Raw genomic sequence first — 17,581 nt, forward strand, 5'->3', positions numbered from 1 at the left:
GCGATAACCGGCAGATCTCAGTCCATCCGCACGGGACGGCGGGCGAAAGGCACCGCCGATAGCATCGCCGTCAATGCTGACCATCATCTGGGCAGCGCTCGCGGCCCGTCGGGCGCAGGCCGCCGCCGTGCTCCTGCTCGCGTTGCTCGCCAGTGCCGCCGCCGCGGCCGCACCGAGTTACACCGCCGCGGCCGGGCAGGCCCTGTGGCGCTACGAACTGTCCACCGCGCAGCCGAACGAGCGGCGGGTGCGACTCGCCGAGCCCGTCGAGTATCCGGGGATGCCCGGCGATCCGACCAGGACGGTGTTCGCCGACAGGGTCCGGCAGTTGACGCCGGCCGGGTTCGACGTCGTCCTGGGCGCCCAGAGCGGCGGTGTCGCCGCCGGTCGCGCCGGCAGGGTGACCTCGAACCTGACCTATCGGGCGGGGGTCTGTGAGCGGGTCACCGTGACCGGCGCCTGCCCCCGGGCCACAGCGAGAGGTCAGGTCCCCGAGGTCATGGTCAGTACGCACACCGCGGCGCGGCTCGGTGTCGGCGTCGGGGATCAGTTCACCTTCGGCGCCGTGCCGGTGCGGGTGTCCGGCGTCTACCAACCGTTGGACGTGCGGGATCCGTACTGGCTCGGCGAGGAGCTCATCCGGCCGCCCGCCGCGGACACGGCCACCACGTCGATCCCGGGTAGCGCCGAGGACGCCATCTTCAGCGCCGAGTCGTCACCCCTCGCCGACGACGACGTGATCCTGTCCCGCTCGACAGCCGATCTCTACGCCACCGAACGGTTGCTGGACGGCCGATCCGTGCCGGACCTGCGGCAGACGATCGCGGTGCTGGAGCGCGACGGGGGGCGTGAGGGTTACGGGGCCGGCAGCAGCTTCCCGAGTCTGTTGGACCGCGTCACACTGCAACGCGGGCAGCTGGCCGACGGCGTGGTGCTGGGCGCGGGGCTGCTCGTCCTGCTCTGCTGGCTGGTCCTCTTCGTCGCTGTCGGTTCGGCGGCCGACCAACGCCGACCGGAGCAGGGCCTGCTCCTGCTCCGTGGCGTGCAGCGTCGACGGCTGTGGGTGCTGGCGATCGGTGAGCACGCCGTGCCCGTCCTGGTCGCGATCCCCCTCGGCTGCCTGGCGGGTCTGGCCGCCGCCGACCTGCTCGCCGCGCGCACCCTCCCGGCCCACGCCGACGTCGCCGTGGACGCGACGACGATCGTCTTCGCCGCTGTCGCCGCCCTCGGCGCGCTCGCCGCGGTGCTGTTGGCCCAGGCCCGGATGATGTCCGCGCCGGTCGTCGACCTGCTGCGTAGGGTGCCGGCCCGGGTACGAGGGTGGCGGGCCACCATCGGCGACGTCGTCGCGGTGTCCATCGCCGTGGGCGCCGTGGTGCAGTTGCGCTCCGGCGGATCGCCCAGTGGTCTGGCGCTGGTGGCACCGATCGCCGGAGCGCTCGCCGCAGGCGTGCTGCTGGCGCGGGTCGCGATGCTCGCCGGCGCCGCTGTGGGCGCGGCGCTGCTCGCGCGTGGCCGCACAGCGGTCGGCCTCGCCCTGGTGCAGGTGGCTCGCCAACCCCGGTTCCGGCCGCTGATCGCCCTGCTCACCGTGGCCGTCGCCATGCTCGCCTTCACCGTCGCGACGAGTGAGGTCGCCTCGGCCGCCTACCTCGACCGGTCGGTCGTCGAGGTCGGCGCGCCCCGCGTCGTCGAGGTCGACGCGACGTCGCGTGCACATCTGTTGACAGCCGTGCGGGCGGTCGACCCCGAGGGCAGATTCGCGATGGCCGCCGTGGTGTCGGGTACGCCCGCCGCGGCCGGCACACCGCTGCTGGCAGTGGACTCCGAGAGGCTGGCGACGGTGGCCGCGCCGCATCCGTCCTACGGCGCCTCGCTGGCGGACATCGCCCGAGACATCCACCCGCCCGCACCCGGGCAACCGGTGCGGCTGCGGGGTCAGCAGCTCATCATGGCGCTCTCCGCCGACTTCGACGCCGAGATCTTCGGCGGGCATCGGGTCCGCCTCGCGATCACGATCTCCGGACGGAACGGCACCCGGGTTGCCCTTGCCCGCGAGGACATCACGCCCGGCCGGAAGGATTACGACCTCCAGGTGCCCGAGTGCGCGCAGGAATGCCGACTCGTCAAGATCGAGATCGATGCTCCCGTGGTGTCCCGGCCACTCACGGTCCAGTTCGAGGAGCTGAGCACCGCCGACGGCGAGGGCGAGTCGGTCGTGCTGACCGGCGCACAGCTCGCCGATCTGCAACGGTGGCGGCTGCTCGATACGGATGACACGTCCATCAGCACAGCGAGCGGAACGAAAGCCGCGTTGGTCCTCAAAGTCGCGGAAGGCCCGCGCGCGAGGCCGGCCGGTGTCGGTGTGCTCGATTCGCCGTTCCCGCTGCCCATCTACCTGACCCGGTCGAAGGGGACGAGCCTCGGCGGGTCTCATCCGTACGACGGTGTCGACGGGACACCGACCAACGGGTCGGTTCGAGGTCTGGTCGACCGCCTGCCGCGGCTCGGCGCGTCCGGTCTCATCGCCGACCTGGAGTACGCGGACCGACTCGCCGTCGCCAGTCAGAACGGCAGCGAGGAGGTCTGGTTGGCGCGGTCGGCTCCCACCGATGTCCTCGACCGGCTTCGCGAACAGGGCCTGGTCGTACGGGGCGACCGGACGATCACCCAGGTCCGAGCGGACTTCGATCGACAGGGAGCGGCCCTGGCGCTGCGCTTCAACGTCTTCGCCGCGCTGGCCGGGGTGCTGATCGGGGCGGCCGGCATGGTGGCGACGGCCTCCGCCGAGCAACGCGCCCGGGTGGCCACGCTGGTGGCGCTGCGTCGGCAGGGGTTGCCGCCACGCGCCGTGCGGGGCGGCTACGGATGGCCGGTCGCGTTCGCGGTGGGGTCGGGTGCTCTCGTCACCCTGGTGATCTGGCTCCTCACCCGGGGCGGGCAGCGCCTGTTCAGCGACGGCCGCTCACCGGTCCCGACACCCGACTGGCCGACCGTCGACCGGCTGCTGTTGTTCGCGGTGCCGGCCGTCGTCCTGTTCGCCCTCACCGCTGTCGTGCTCGGTCGGATCATCGCCGGCTCGGTGCGCCGCCGGAGCGGTCGATGACCGCGGCCCGGCAGGACGCGCCGGTGACCACCGCACGGCCGGCTGAGGGGGTGGCCGTCAGCTGCCATCGACTGATCCACATCTACCCCACCGCCACCGGGGACGTCGCCGCTCTCTCCGGCGTGGACCTGAGCATCGCGGCCGGTGAGATGCTGGCGCTGGTGGGTCCGTCCGGCTCCGGCAAGTCCACGTTGGTGGCGATCCTCGGTGGGCTCATGCAGCCCTCCGCCGGGCGGGTCCACGTGGGCGACCACGAGCTGTCCCGGCTCCCCGCCAAGGGCCTGGCCGCCCTGCGCGGCACCACTGTCGGCACCGTGCTCCAGGGCGCCGAACGCAACCTGCTGCCGTACCTGTCGCTGTCGCGCAACATCTGGTTGGCGCAGCGAGCCGTGGCGCGCACGGCCCGACGCCGGCTCGACCCACCGGAGGCGATCCTCGAACTGGTCGGTCTCGGCGGTGCCGGCGCGCGGCGGGTCGCCGACCTGACCCCGGGTCAGCGCCAGCGGGCAGCGCTGGCGCAGGGGCTCGCCGCCGGGCCCGGCCTGCTCCTGGTCGACGAGCCGACCAGTCAGCTCGACGTGGCCGGTCGTGACGAGGTGCTCGCCGCGCTGACCACCGTCAACGCCCAGCGGGGCACCACAGTGGTGGTGGTGACCCACGACGGCGAGGTGGGCGCCCGACTGGGCCGGGCGGTCACCATCCGCGACGGCCGGGTCGGCGCCGAGGGGCGTGACGGCCGGGACTTCGCCGTGGTGGCCGGTGACGGCACGATCCAGTTGCCGCCCGAGACGTCGGCGGCCTTCCCCGCCGGGACGTTGTTCGAGGTCGAGCACACCGATCAGTCGATCACCCTGCGCGCCGTGACCACCCCGTCGTCCCGCCCCGGAGACGACGGGGTGACCAGCGTCGGCGACCCGCCCTGACCAGGCCGTCTGAACGGCCCCGCTCGGCTCGGTGGGCCGTGTTGTCCGCGGTCGCGGTCAGGTGAGCGGTGACGGCGACTCGGCGCCGGGGATCGTCAGCGCCGGTGTACCCGACCCGTCCGCCGGGACGCTCCACACGTCGGGTTGGCCGTCGTCCCGACGCAGCGTGTAGGCAAGCTGTCCGCTGTCCAGCCAGGCCGCCTGGTCATCGACGCTGCGGGTCTCCGCGGTCGCGGTGACCCGCATGGTCGACAGGTCGAGGACCGACAACCGCCAGCCCTTCGCCGGGTCGGCGTGGATCGCCTCCTTGAACGCGAGCCGGGTGCCGTCCGGTGACAGCGACGGGCACTCGACGTTCTCCTTGAGCGTCTCGACGGTGCGGGCGGCGACGTCACCCCGGACGAGGTACCGCCGACCCCCGGTGGACATGGTCGCGTAGAAGCGGTTGTCGTCGGCGGTGAAGGTGACGCCCCAGTAGTTGACGTCCGGGTTGCGGTGGCGGCGGCCGTCCATCGTGATCGCGAAGTCTTCGAGCGACGCCACAGTGGCACCGGTGACGGTGTCGAGGATCCCGGTGCGGGTGGAGAAGCCACTGGAGGTGTACGAGTCACCGCCGACGAACGTGGTCCAGGAGACCATCCGGCCGGAGGCCGAGACCCGGGCCCGGTTCGGCAGACCGGGTACACCGACCGCCCGGGTCTGGCGCAGCTCCGCGTCGAGCACGACAACCTGGTACGACCACGCGGTCTCCGGCTTCAGGCAGACCCCGGTGCCGGCCGCGGCGTACACCCGCAGGCATTCCAGACCGCCGACCGTGCGCGGCCCGGCGGGGTCGGTCGCGGCGACGGTGGAGACGTGCCGGTCGGTGATCGCCAGCAGACGCGGCCCGGGTGCCAGGCTGACCGCCTGCTCGCCGCCGACGGGCGGCGGTGTCCGGGGAGCCTGCGCGGCCGTGGCGGCGTAGCCGGCCGCCACCGTGCCCAGCAGCACGGCCGAGGCGACCACCACGCCGAGTTTCGCTCGGGTCGACATCGCGGTCATCGGAGCACCTTCCGGGTGGTGGGTCGGGACGGGGAGGTCAGCAGGAGCAGCGTGCCGACCAGGACGCCGGCGACGGCCACCGCCGCCGCGCGGACCGCGTGCTCCGGTCCCCACGCCTGCCAGGCCAGACCGAACAGCACTGAGGAGACGAGGTACGCCAGGGCCTGCCCGGTCTGCACCAGCGCGATTCCGGTGGTCCGCAGTCGCGCCGGCAGCACGGGCCCGGCGAGCGCGATGAGCACACCGTCGGTGGCCGCGTAGAAGGCGCCGTACAGCGTCAGCGCCAGAGCGATCAGTGGCCAGCCGTCGACCGGGCCGGCCAGCAGCAGGTACGTCGCACCGAGGGCGGTGTAGCCGCCGATCACCACGGGCAGGCGACCGATCCGGTCGGCGAGCGCGCCGAGCGGGGCGGCGAGCAGCAGGTAGGCCAGGCTGGTTCCCACCGCGAGCAGCGGGAACCAGCGCAGGCCGAGGTCCATCCGGCGTTGCAGCAGCAGGTAGACGAAGCCGTCGCCGATGGTGGCCAGGCCGAGCATCGCGGCGGCCAGCACCAGCCGGCGGGCAGGCCCGCCGCGCAGCAGGCCGACCGCCTCGCGGACGGACACCTTCGGGTCGTCCGGCCCGTCCGCCGCCGGGCCGTCGGCTGCCGGGCCGTCGGCTGCCGGGCCGGTGGGCCGTTCCCGGACGAAGAGCACCAGCACCACGACGGCCAGTGCCGCGATGCAGAAGCTGGTGACGAAGACCGCGTCGTACGACTGCCCGACGACCAGCAGGACCGCGAACGCGGCGAGCGGCCCGAGGAACGCGCCGAAGCTGTCCATCGCCCGGTGCACCCCGAATGCCCGACCCAGCGCCTCGGGCGGGGTGGAGAGGGTGATCAGAGCATCGCGTGGCGCGCTGCGCACCCCCTTGCCGAGCCGGTCGACGGCGATGACGGCACCGATCGCCGGGATCGACCGGCCGGCGAGCAGCAGTCCGAGTTTCGCCACCGCCGAGAGCGCGTACCCGAGGCCGGCGATCAGTTTGCGCCGCCGGAACCGGTCGGCGGCGAAACCGCCGACGACCCGCAACAGCGCGGTGGCGCCGGTGTGGACGCCGTCCAGCACGCCGAAGGCCACCGGGCTGAGGTTCAGGCCCAGCACCAGGTAGAGAGGCAGGACCGCGGCCACCATCTCGGCCGACACGTCGGTGATCAGGCTGACCGTGCCGAGCGCGATGACGTTGCCGCTGACCATCGCGAACCGGCCACGTCGGGGCCCCGGTCCGGGCGGGTCGGCGACGGGTCGGGAGACGGTCGACAGGTACACGCGCATCTCCTCGGATCGACGGCTGACGGGCAGCCATCGTCCGTACTCGCCGCGGTGGACACAACGGACCGTCGGTGGCATCCGGGCGAGGGCCGGGTGAACGGCTTTCCAACAACGAGGTGTTCGTCTGCCGGGACGCAGTGTTCATCCGCCCGTCGCCCGCCGGCTCATCGACCTTCCTACATTCCTTGCGCTCTTCCCACGAGGTAAGGAGTCCTGGATGGACATTCGATTCCCCCGTCCGTCGGTGACGCTGGGGCTGGTCACGGTGATCGTCGCCGCGACCGCCGCCGTCGTCGTGACCGGCGCTGGCGCGGCGTCGGCGGCGAGCGTGACCTTCACGCCGGTCGCCGACACCTACGTCCAGAGCGACACGGCCACCACCAACTACGGCACGTCCGGGCAGGTCGTGGTGGACAACTCACCGGTGCGGCGCTCGTTCCTGCGCTTCACCGTGAGCGGTGTCAGCGGCACGGTGACCGCCGCCAAGCTGCGACTGCGCACGATCAGCGGTAACAGCGGCAGCGACGCCGGCGGCACGTTCCGCCGGATGTCCAACACCACCTGGTCGGAGACCGGCACCACCTGGAACAACCAGCCGGCCATCGACGGGGCCACGCTCGGCACGATCGGCGCGGTCAGCGGCAACACCTGGTACGAGGTCGATGTCACGGCCGCGGTCACCGGCAACGGCACGTACAGCTTCGGCGCCACCTCGGCCAGCGGCGACGGCGCCTACTACGACACCCGGGAGAGCGGCGCTGACGCCCCGCAGCTGGTGGTCAGCACCGGGACCACCACGCCGCCCCCGTCGGGCGACCCGGTCTTCGTCGGCGCCGGCGACATCGCCGACTCGGGCTCCGGCGACAGTGCCACGGCGGCGCTGCTCGACACCATCCCGGGAACTGTCTTCACCACCGGCGACAACGTCTACGACAGTGGGACGGCGTCGCAGTTCAACAGCTACTACGAGCCCACCTGGGGTCGGCACAAGTCCCGTACCCGCCCGTCGCCGGGCAACCACGACTACAACACGTCGGGCGCGACCGGCTACTACAACTACTTCGGTACGTCCGCCGGCCCGAGCGGTCGCGGCTACTACTCGTACGACCTCGGCAACTGGCACATCGTGTCGCTGAACTCGAACATCAGCATGTCGGCCGGCTCGGCGCAGGAGCAGTGGTTGCGTGCGGACCTGGCCGCCAGCGGCAAGCCGTGCACGCTCGCGTACTGGCACCACCCACTGTTCACGTCCAGCTCCAACCACGCGCCGTCGACGTCGACGCGTCCGCTGTACCAGGCCCTCTACGACTACAACGCCGACGTCGTGGTGTGGGGGCACAACCACGTGTACGAGCGGTTCGCCCCGATGAACCCGGCCGGTGCCGCCGACTCGAGTCGGGGGCTGCGTAGCTTCGTCGCCGGGATGGGCGGCGCCGGCCACTACGGCTTCGGCACCATCCAGCCCAACAGCGAGGCACGTAACAGCTCGGCGTGGGGCCTGCTGAAGTTCACCCTGCACTCCAACAGCTACGACTGGCAGTTCGTCCCGGTGGCCGGCCAGACCTACACGGACACCGGCACCACCTCCTGCCACTGACCGCGCGGTCCCGCTGCGCCGTCAGCGGCGCAGCGGGACCCTCGCTCCCCCTGGCCGACGGAGCCCGCTCGATCGCGGCGACCCGCGCGGTTCCACGGCGAGATCTTGGACAGTTTCCGTTCACCCGGAACGGAAACTGTCCAAGATCTACGAAAATCGCCAGGTCCGGCGCCGCGATCGGCTGCCAGGGCCGACCCGGTCAAGTCCCGACGGCACGCGACCGAACGACGTGTGCCCCCGCCCGGAACGCGGGCAGGGGCACACGGGCGTACGTCAGGGCGTCAGCGGGACGTGCCGGCGCGACGCTTGTTGTAGACGTCGAAGGCGACCGCGACGAGCAGGACGAGGCCCTTCACCACGGACTGGGTCGACTGGTCGATGCCCATGAGCTGCATGCCGTTGCTCATCACCGCCATGATCAGACCACCGACCATCGCACCCACCACGGTGCCCACGCCGCCGGTGACCGCCGCGCCGCCGATGAAGGCCGCGGCGATCGCGTCCAGCTCGAACATGTTGCCAGCGGCGGGCTGGGCGCCGTTGGACCGCGACGAGTAGATGACGCCGGCCACCGCCGCCAGGAAGCCCATGTTGACGAACATCCAGAAGTTGACGGTGCGGACCTTCACCCCGGACAGCGCCGCCGCCGACAGGTTGCCGCCGATCGCGTAGACCTGGCGGCCGAAGACGGTACGCCGGGTGAGCAGGCCGTAAACCAGCACCAGGACCGCCAGGATGATCAGCACGATCGGCAGCCCTCGGGCGTGCGCCAACTGCCAGGCGAAGTACATGAGGACCGCGCCGACCAGCACGACCCGGGCGACGAACAGCGGGAACGACTCGACCGGCTGCTGGTAGCGGATCCGCGCCACGCGGGTGCGGAAGCCGCTGACCGCGTAGCCGGCCACGGCGATGGCGCCGATCAGCAACGTGAAGGCGTCGAAGCCCTCGCCGCCGAGCAGGCCGTTGAGGAAGCCCGCCGCGACCTGCTGGTACTCGGAGGGGAACGGCGACAGCGAGATGTTGTCGAGCACCCGCAGGGTGAGACCCCGGAACAGCAGCATGCCGGCCAGGGTCACGATGAAGGCCGGAATGCCGGCGTACGCCACCCAGAACCCGTGCCAGGCGCCTACCGCGACGCCGACGACAAGCGCCGCGACGACGCCGATCCACCAGGGATGGCCCTGCTGGATCACCAGGACGGCGGAGACCGCTCCGGTGAGCGCGACGACCGATCCGACCGACAGGTCGATGTGCCCGCCGATGATCAGGATGACCATGCCGATCGCGAGGACCAGGATGTACGAGTACTGGAGAACGATGTTGGTGATGTTGCCGGGGCTCAGCAACACCCCGTCGGTCAGGACCGCGAAGAGCGCGACGATGACGACCAGGGCGACGTAGATGCCGCTCTGCCGCAGGTTGTTCAACACCAGCGCGCGCAGGTCGTTCGTCCCGCTGTGCAGGGCGGCGGTGGGTGTGCTGTCCGGCGGCGTGGGGCGCTCCGTCGAAGGGGTCTTGATGCTGGTCATCCGACGAGCTCCTTGTCCTTGGTCATCAGCTCCATGAGGCTCTCCTGAGTCGCCTCGGCCACCGGCATCTCGCCGGTGATCCGGCCGGCGGCGAGGGTGTAGATGCGGTCGCACATTCCGAGCAGCTCCGGAAGCTCGGAGGAGATGACGATCACCGCCTTACCGGCCGCCACCAGCCGGTTGATGATCGTGTAGATCTCGTACTTGGCGCCGACGTCGATACCGCGGGTCGGTTCGTCGAGGATCAACACGTCCGGGTCGGTGAACAGCCACTTCGACAGCACCACCTTCTGCTGGTTGCCGCCGGAGAGCTTGCCGACCACCGCCATGACGCTCGGCGTACGGATGTTCATCTCCTTGCGGCTCGTCTCGGCAACCTTGATCTCCTCGTTGCCGTTCACCCAGCCCAGGCGGGACAGCCGGTCCAACGCGGCGGCGGACACGTTGCGCCGCACGTCGTCGATGAGGTTGAGCCCGTAGCGCTTGCGGTCCTCGGTGACGTAGGCGATGCCGTTGTCGATCGCCTCGGCGACCGTGCGGGCCTGTACCTCCCGCCCGTGGACGAAGAGCCGGCCCCGGATGTCGCGCCCGTAGGACCGACCGAACACGCTCATCGCCAGCTCGGTGCGACCGGCTCCCATGAGGCCCGCGATGCCGACGACCTCACCGGCGCGTACGGACAGGCCGACGCCCTCGACGACCATCCGGTCCTGGACCGGGTGCCGCACCGTCCAGTCCTCGATGCGCAGGACCTCGTCACCGGGGGACGACTCGCGGTCGGGGTAGAAGCTGTCCAGGTCGCGCCCGACCATGCCCCGGATGATCCGCTGCTGGTTCACGTCGTCGGCCGTCATGTCGAGGGTCTCCACCGCGCGCCCGTCGCGGATCACCGTGGTGGAGTCGGCGATGGCGGTGATCTCGTTGAGCTTGTGCGAGATCATGATGCAGGTGATGCCCTGCTCCTTGAGGGCCCGCAGCAGGTCGAGCAGGTGCGCCGAGTCGATGTCGTTGAGCGCGGCCGTCGGCTCGTCCAGGATGAGCAGGCGCACCTTCTTCGACAGCGCCTTGGCGATCTCCACCAGCTGCTGCTTGCCGACGCCGAGCTGGATGACCGGGGTGACCGGGTTCTCGTGCAGCCCGACGGATGCCAGCAGCTTCGCCGCTTCGGCGTTGGCGAAGTTCCAGTCGATGAGCCCGCTGCGGCCACGCCGCTCGTTGCCGAGGAAGATGTTCTCCGCGATCGACAGGTACGGCACCAGGGCGAGCTCCTGGTGGATGATGACGATGCCGTTGGCCTCGCTGTCGCGGATGCCGCGGAACTGCATCGGCTTGCCGTCGAAGAGAATCTCGCCGTCGTACGAGCCGGACGGGTAGACGCCGGACAGCACCTTCATCAGGGTGGACTTGCCGGCGCCGTTCTCACCGCAGATGGCGTGGATCTCGCCGCGGCGCACTGCGAGGGTGACGTCCTCCAGCGCGGTCACGCCGGGGAAGGTCTTGGTGATGCGACGCATCTCGAGGATGGTGTCGTCCATGGTCACTGTCCTCCGTCAGGTCTGGACGCGGTACACGCCCAGGCGTCGGGCCCGGCGGATGACCGCCGGGCCCGACGAGTGGCTTACTTCTTGGCCTGACCGGCGGCGACCTCTTCCGCCGTCCAGTAGCCGGAGTCGATCAGCGTCGCCTTGATGTCGTCCTTGTAGACGGTCGCGATCGGCAGCAGGTACGCCGGGACGACCTTGACGCCGTTGTTGTACGTCTCGGTGTCGTTGGCCTGCGGCTGCTTCTTCTGCAGGAACGCCTCGGCCGCGTTCACGGCCTGCTCGGCCAGCAGTCGGGTGTCCTTGAAGACCGTGGAGCTCTGCACGCCGTCGTTGATCAGCTTGATCGAGGCGATCTCCGCGTCCTGGCCGGTCACGACCGGGAGCTTCTTCGCGCCCTTGCCGTAGCCGGCGTTCTGCAGGGCGGTGATGATGCCCCGGGAGATGCCGTCGTACGGCGACAGCACCCCGTCGACCTTCGAGCCGTCGTTGTAGCTGGAGGTGAGCAGGTTCTCCATCCGCTTCTGCGCGGTCTCCTGCTGCCACCGCAGGATGGCGACCTGCTCGGGGGTGGTCTGCTTGGACTTGACGACCAGCGTGCCGTCCTCGATGAACGGCTTCAGGGTGTCCATCGCGCCGCCGAAGAAGTACTGGGTGTTGTTGTCATCCAGCGACCCGGCGAAGAGCTCGACGTTCAGCGGCCCCTTGGCCGTGCCCTTCGTGCCGTCCTTGTTCAGCAGGCCGAGACCGACCAGCAGCGCGGTGCCCTGGGCGACGCCGACCTTGTAGTTGTCGAAGCTGACGTAGAAGTCGACGTCCTTGCTGCCGCGGATCAGCCGGTCGTAGGAGATGACCGGGATCTTCGCGGCCGCGGCGGCCTGCAGCTGGCTGCTGAGCGCCGTGCCGTCGATCGCCGCGAGGATGAGGACATCCGCGCCCTGGGTGATCATCTGGTCGACCTGCTGCGACTGCGTGGGGATGTCGTCGCCGGCGTACTGGAGGTCGACCTTGTAGCCCTTGGCCTCGAGCTTCGACTTCACCGCGTTGCCGTCGGCGATCCACCGCTCCGAGGTCTGGGTCGGCATCGACACACCGATGGTCAGATCGCTGGGCTTCTCGTCACCGGTCTTGTCACCGCTGCCCGCACCCCCGCCGCTGCATGCCGCCAAGCTCAGCGCGAGTGCCGCGCCGCCGAGAGCAACCAGGAATTTCCTGCCCACCGGCTTCTCCTCTCAGGACTCCCCCGCCGACTGCCCGGGGCCAACTGTCATCTTTCGGGTAGTGTTAGCGCTCACAAACATTGCGTCAACACCTGATCCGAAATACCGGTGTCACGGTCTCGTAACGGAGCATCCAGGCGAGCGTAGCGATACGACCGATCAGCCGGAAGGGCAGGACGCGACAACTCAGCGTGGTCGTCCACGGCACCGACAGACCGGTGCCCGCGGACGACGTCTGTCGTCCGCGGGCACCAGCACTACCGTCGGGTCAGATGGGTCGCCGGGGCCTCGTCGGCCGGCGAACCCGATCGGCTACCGCTGCGACCACCGCTGGTTCGCCGCACCGGTGCAGGTCCAGAGGATCACCGTGGTGCCGTTGGCGGTGCCGTTGTTGTTGACGTCCAGGCAGAGCCCCGACTGCACGGCGCTGATCGTGCCGTTGGCGTTGACCGCCCACTGCTGGTTGGTCCCGCCGTTGCAGTCCCAGATCTGCACCTTGACGCCGGCCGTGGCGTTGAGGGGCGCGTCCAGGCACTTGCCGAGGGCCTGCAGGGTCTGACCGCTGCGGGTCCAGCGCTGGTTGGCGGCGCCGTTGCAGTCCCAGATGACCGGCTGGGTGCCGTTGGTCGTGTTGCTGTTCGGCACGTCGAGGCAGCGCCCGGAGGCGGCGCTGGCATACGCGCTCGACGTGGTCGGCGGCGGCGTCGTCGTGCCGCCACCGCTGACCCGGTACACCACGGTGCCGTGCGCCGGGACGCTGGCGCTGATGGTCCCGCTGCTGGAGCTGGTGCCGCCGGTCCACGCGTCCACCAGCGTGAACGACGAGCCGGACTTGCCGATGGCCGCGGCGGTGGTCGAGATCGTCGTCGTCGAGCCACCCTGGTTGAACAGGGCGACGGCGACGTCACCGTTGGCGAGCCGCTTGGCCAGCACCCGACGCGTACCGTCGAACGACACCTGCGTCCCCTGCAACCCGAGCGAGTCCTGGTTGATGGCGATCAGGTTGGCGTTCTTGAGGATGGTCTGCGTCGCGGCGTTCATGTTCCGCACGTCGTTGCCGGCGATCAGCGGAGACGCCATGATCGCCCACATCGCGAAGTGGCTGCGCATCTCCGTGTCGTTCATGCCACCGCGGCCGACCTCCATCATGTCCGGGTCGTTGAACCCACCCGGCCTCGCGTACGACGCCAGCGGAACTGTCACGTTGATGATGTTCTGGATGCCCATCGGGTAGCCGTTGGTCTGGCCGGTGTCCCACGCGTTGGTGATGTCCTCGGTGGTTCGCCACATGTTGGCCACGTCGCCCCAGTTGCGCTGCGGGCCGGTCTTGGCGTGGATGCTGTTGGGGTTGATGCTGTAGACGATCGGCCGGCCGGTGGCGGCCAGCGCGTCACGCATCTTGGCGAAGGTGGCCACCTGGTCGTTGATGCTGCCCTCCGGCGAGCACCAGTCGTACTTGAGGAAGTCGACGCCCCAGGCGGCGAACTGGCGCGCGTCCTGCACCTCGTGACCACGGCTGCCGGTCGCGCCCGGGTAGGAGCCGAAGTACTGCGCGCAGGTCTTGTCGACCGGTACCTGGTAGAGGCCGAACTTCAGGTTCCGGGCGTGCAGGTAGTCGCCGAGCGCCTTCATGCCGCTGGGGAACCGGCCGGGGTCGCCCTGGATGTTGCCGGAGGAGTCCCGGTTGGGATTGAACCAACAGTCGTCGACGACGACGTAGTTGTAGCCCAGGTCCCGCATACCGCTGCTGACGATCGCGTCCGCCGTCTGCCGGATCAGCGCCTCGTTGATGTTGCAGCCGAACGAGTTCCACGAATTCCACCCCATGGGGGGAGTGCGCGCCACGCCGTTGTCCAGTGCCTGCGCCGTCGGAGCGCGAAGGCCGACCAGTGTGCCGGCGAGCAGTATTCCGGCGGCCAGTACGCTCCCCCAGCGACGACCTCGGGTAGTGCGGTTCATCGAGCCTCCTTGTCGGTGGCGCCCGGCCGTGACTACGATCTCCGGTTGGTGCGCCGATAGTTGTGCGCCTATTTTTGTTAGCGTTAACAGAGACGCCCATCATGTTACGGCGACATTTCACGAGGTTCAATACCTTCACGAGGTCGTATCGCCCGAGGTCGATTGACTACACTGCGCAACGCATCGAGTCACGTCTTATCGGTGACGAAGCCGGAAATTGCCGCACGCCGACGTCGGCCCGCACCCCCGGCCGCACCCGCACCCGCTCAGCGGGCAGCCGCGGCGGGACCGATGCCCGCCGCGGGGGCACCTCTGATGGTCAGCGCGGTGGGGCGACACTCTGGCGGGCGACCAGGGCCGGGGCGACGGTCTGCCGCAGCGCCCCGCCGGTGCCCGACTCGATCTGCGACAGCAACATCTGCAGGCTCGCCCGCGCCACCGCGTCGAAGTCGGGTCGGACGGTGGTCAGCGGCGGAATGAAGTACGCCGCCTCCGGCACGTCGTCGAAGCCGACCACACTGATCTCGTCCGGCACCCGCCGGCCGAACTCGTGCAGCGCCCGCAGCACGCCCAACGCGAGATGGTCGTTGGCGGTGAAGACGGCGGTGACCTCCGGCATCCGCGCCAACATCTGCCCGCACCGGTAGCCCGACGCGGCCGACCAGTCCCCCGGCATCGGCGGCGGCGGATCCAACCCGGCGGCCAGCAGCGCCTGCCGCCAGCCGTCGATCCGGCCGACGCTGTCGAACCAGTCGGTCGGCCCGGAGACGTGCCAGACGGTGCGGTGCCCGGCGTCGAGGAGATGTTGCGTGGCCGCCCGGGCGCCCGCCACCTGGTCGACGGTCACCAGCGGCACCGGCCGGCTCGGGTCGCCGTCGACGGTGACCAGCGGGACGTCCTTGGGCAGGCGCTCCAAGGCCTCACCGGCCGACTCGACCGGGGCGATGACCACGATGCCGGCGACCCGGTGCGACAGGTGCCGCTCGACGGCCGCCGAGATGGACCGGTGGTCGAGGTTGCGCACGCTGCCGACACTGACCGCGAAGCCCTCTTCCGCGGCGGTCTGCTCCAACGCGGCCAGCAGCGACGCCGGACCGTAGAGCGTCGTGTTCTGCGCGACCACGCCGATGACCTGTGATCGACCGGTCACCAGGGCGCGCGCCGCGCCGTTGGGGCGGTAGCCGAGTTCGGCGATCGCCGCGCGCACCCGAAGCCGGGTCTGCTCACGGACGTTGGGGTGCCCGTTGAGCACCCGCGACACCGTCTGATGGGAGACACCGGCGAGACGAGCAACGTCCGTCATCGCGGGACCGTGGACGGCCATTTCACTCCCCCCGCTACATCTCCGGCCCGCGGCCCGTCGACGTCGACTGGAGCGGCCCGGCCCGATCCCCCTCGCTCAGTCACCACGCCGGTGCTGAATCCCAGGTGACCAGCGCTGGATCGCCGACAGTCTACGCCAGCAACCGTCCTGAACACGGCATGGCTCTGTCGGGTCTGCGCAACCCGCCCACGCCGTACCACCCGGTCCCCGCCGGAGGTGCGCGCCAGCCGGTGCGGCGCGCGGCCCCCGACGTGGTACGCCGGCCCGCCCGCGCTCCTGGACAGAGCGTGGAGCAGGCCGGCGCGGGCCCGACACGGTGGCGCCGACTCGACATGCCGTACGGCGTGCGCGGCCGGCGCCACCGGTCAGACCGGACGTCGTGTGACTGGTGTCACGGCGTCGTCAGGTCGAATCGCCGCACGGTGACCGCGCCACCGAGCGCCTGTGTTGCGTGGTTGAAGATGGCGAACCGGTAGCCCATGAAGAACTGCCAGTTGTTCGCCAGCGTCAGGGCGTTGCCGAACGAGGTGAAGTTGACCCCGTCGGTGCTGTACGAGAAACGGGCCTGCCGGCCGGAGCCGGGTCTGATGTCGGCGTTGGCGCGCAACCAGATCCGGCCACCGGAGACGGCGGTGCTCGCCACCTCGCTGCCGGTGCTGGTGGTGTTCCAGCTGCCGTCCATCGTCAGGCCGTTCTGCATGACCAGCCGGGTGGACCCGTTGTCCCGTCGGATGCCGATCCAGGCCGACGAGTTGCGCAGCACCGCCAGGCCGGTGCGGTCACCGTCGCGCATGGTGGAGTAGTCCAACTCGATGGTCGCGGTCGAGGTGGGGCCCTGGATGCGGTGGGTCAGCGTGTTGCGCGCCTTGTACAGGTCGCCGGTGACGGTGGCGGTCTGCAGGTTCAGGCCGTTGTTGACCGACCACTTGCTGTTGTCCGGGTTGTGGTTCCACTCCCACTGCGGGCCCAGCGTGGTGCCGGCGAAGGTGTCGGTGCCGGTGAGCGGCTTGACCGCCCGGGGCGGCGCCGGCAGGTTCGGCTTCGGGTACGAGCTGCCCCACGCGCCGTTGACCGTCTGCAACACCGGCCAACCGTCGCCGGTCCAGGTGATCGGCGCCAGGGCCGGCATCCGACCACCGGGGTACGCGTCGACGAAGGACATGTAGTACCAGTCGCCGTTCTGGGTCTGCACCAGACCGCCCTGGTGCGGCACACCGCCGCCGGAGATCGGACCGGGCAGGTTGAGCAGGACCTGACGTTGCTCGTACGGGCCGAACGGACCGTTCGTCGACTTCAGCACGTACTGGCCGTTCGCCGGGCGGGTGAGCCAGATGTAGTAGGCGCCGTTGCGCTTGTAGAAGCGGGCGCCCTCCAGCGTCCCGATGCTCGACGGCGTCTGGTAGACCTGCTGGGCGCGGACCTGGGACTTTCCGTCGGCGGAGAGCTGGGCCACGCTGATGGTGCTGTTGCCGTACGCCACGTACATGGTGTCGTTGTCGTCGACCAGCAACCCGGCGTCGTAGTAGCAGTTGGGGATGGTGGCGTGCTTGCTCCACGCGCCGTCGACGGCGGACGCGGTGTAGATGTGGGTCTGCGCGAAGTCGATGCACCCGGCCCAGTAGTACGTCCGGTTGCTCGGCCGGTAGTTCAGCGTCGACGCCCAGATCCCGTCGACGTACGCGTTGCCACCGCTCATGTCGTACTTCGAGCCGAAGTCGAGCCGGGGCACGGCGTGCCCGGCGAACTCCCAGTTCACCAGGTCGTAGGAGCGCAGCACCGGCGCGCCCGGCGAGTAGTGCATGGTGGACGACGTGAGGTAGTACGCGTTGTCGACCCGGATGATGTCGACGTCGGCGAAGTCCTGCCAGATCGCCGGGTTCGAGAAGGTGCCGTTCGACGGGGGTGGCGTGGTGGGGTCGGTCCCGCCGTCGACGCGGACGAACTGCCACTGCTGGTTGGTGCCGTTCCAGTCGTCGTACTGCACGATGTTTCCGCCGTCGGCGGTCGAGGCGCCCTGCACCTCCATCA

General features: G+C 70.2%; 11 protein-coding genes. 3 read left to right on the plus strand and 8 right to left on the minus strand.

The window, feature by feature from the left end; all coding sequences use genetic code 11:
* The first annotated feature begins 73 nt into the window (after window positions 1-73).
* Window positions 74-3,106: an FtsX-like permease family protein gene (locus IF22_RS0124920; protein ID WP_030336012.1), complete on the plus strand. Its 3,033-nt coding sequence runs from the start codon at window positions 74-76 to the stop codon at window positions 3,104-3,106.
* Window positions 3,103-4,029 (plus strand): ABC transporter ATP-binding protein, encoded by a 927-nt coding sequence (locus IF22_RS0124925; RefSeq protein WP_051708770.1) that lies wholly within the window; start codon window positions 3,103-3,105, stop codon window positions 4,027-4,029. The genes IF22_RS0124920 and IF22_RS0124925 overlap by 4 nt, the downstream gene beginning before the upstream one ends.
* Window positions 4,030-4,086: 57 nt before the next feature.
* On the opposite strand, the gene IF22_RS0124930 is transcribed toward IF22_RS0124925, so the two are convergent.
* The gene (locus tag IF22_RS0124930; protein WP_030336016.1) at window positions 4,087-5,070 is read right to left on the minus strand and encodes a TolB family protein; all 984 of its coding nucleotides are present in this window, start codon (window positions 5,068-5,070) and stop codon (window positions 4,087-4,089) included.
* On the minus strand, window positions 5,067-6,383 hold the full coding sequence (locus IF22_RS0124935) for an MFS transporter (protein ID WP_081883996.1): 1,317 nt from the start codon (window positions 6,381-6,383) through the stop codon (window positions 5,067-5,069). Before IF22_RS0124935 ends, IF22_RS0124930 begins: the two co-directional genes overlap by 4 nt.
* 214 nt (window positions 6,384-6,597) lie before the next feature.
* Between IF22_RS0124935 and IF22_RS0124940 the strand changes: the two genes are divergently transcribed.
* Complete coding sequence (locus tag IF22_RS0124940; protein ID WP_030336020.1) at window positions 6,598-7,977, plus strand: CBM96 family carbohydrate-binding protein; 1,380 nt, start codon at window positions 6,598-6,600, stop codon at window positions 7,975-7,977.
* Between the two features lie 281 nt (window positions 7,978-8,258).
* Here the strand turns inward: IF22_RS0124940 and mmsB are convergent, their stop codons facing one another.
* The 6 genes from mmsB to IF22_RS0124970 all read right to left on the minus strand — a co-directional run.
* Window positions 8,259-9,509: a multiple monosaccharide ABC transporter permease gene (gene mmsB, locus IF22_RS0124945; RefSeq protein WP_030336023.1), complete on the minus strand. Its 1,251-nt coding sequence runs from the start codon at window positions 9,507-9,509 to the stop codon at window positions 8,259-8,261.
* Window positions 9,506-11,044: a multiple monosaccharide ABC transporter ATP-binding protein gene (gene mmsA / locus IF22_RS0124950; protein WP_030336025.1), complete on the minus strand. Its 1,539-nt coding sequence runs from the start codon at window positions 11,042-11,044 to the stop codon at window positions 9,506-9,508. The genes mmsB and mmsA overlap by 4 nt, the downstream gene beginning before the upstream one ends.
* Window positions 11,045-11,127: 83 nt before the next feature.
* Window positions 11,128-12,270: a multiple monosaccharide ABC transporter substrate-binding protein gene (gene chvE / locus IF22_RS0124955; RefSeq protein ID WP_030336027.1), complete on the minus strand. Its 1,143-nt coding sequence runs from the start codon at window positions 12,268-12,270 to the stop codon at window positions 11,128-11,130.
* Window positions 12,271-12,582: 312 nt separating this feature from the next.
* Window positions 12,583-14,229 carry a glycoside hydrolase family 27 protein gene (locus IF22_RS0124960; RefSeq protein ID WP_030336028.1) on the minus strand — a complete coding sequence of 549 codons (1,647 nt, stop codon included), beginning with the start codon at window positions 14,227-14,229 and terminating at the stop codon, window positions 12,583-12,585.
* Between the two features lie 319 nt (window positions 14,230-14,548).
* On the minus strand, window positions 14,549-15,532 hold the full coding sequence (locus IF22_RS0124965; protein ID WP_209444598.1) for a LacI family DNA-binding transcriptional regulator: 984 nt from the start codon (window positions 15,530-15,532) through the stop codon (window positions 14,549-14,551).
* Window positions 15,533-15,944: 412 nt separating this feature from the next.
* Window positions 15,945-17,581 (minus strand): family 43 glycosylhydrolase (locus tag IF22_RS0124970; RefSeq protein ID WP_030336031.1); only part of this gene is annotated, 1,637 nt, incomplete at its 5' end.

This window comes from Micromonospora parva (genome assembly GCF_000718515.1).
In the GTDB taxonomy this organism is placed as follows: domain Bacteria; phylum Actinomycetota; class Actinomycetes; order Mycobacteriales; family Micromonosporaceae; genus Micromonospora; species Micromonospora parva.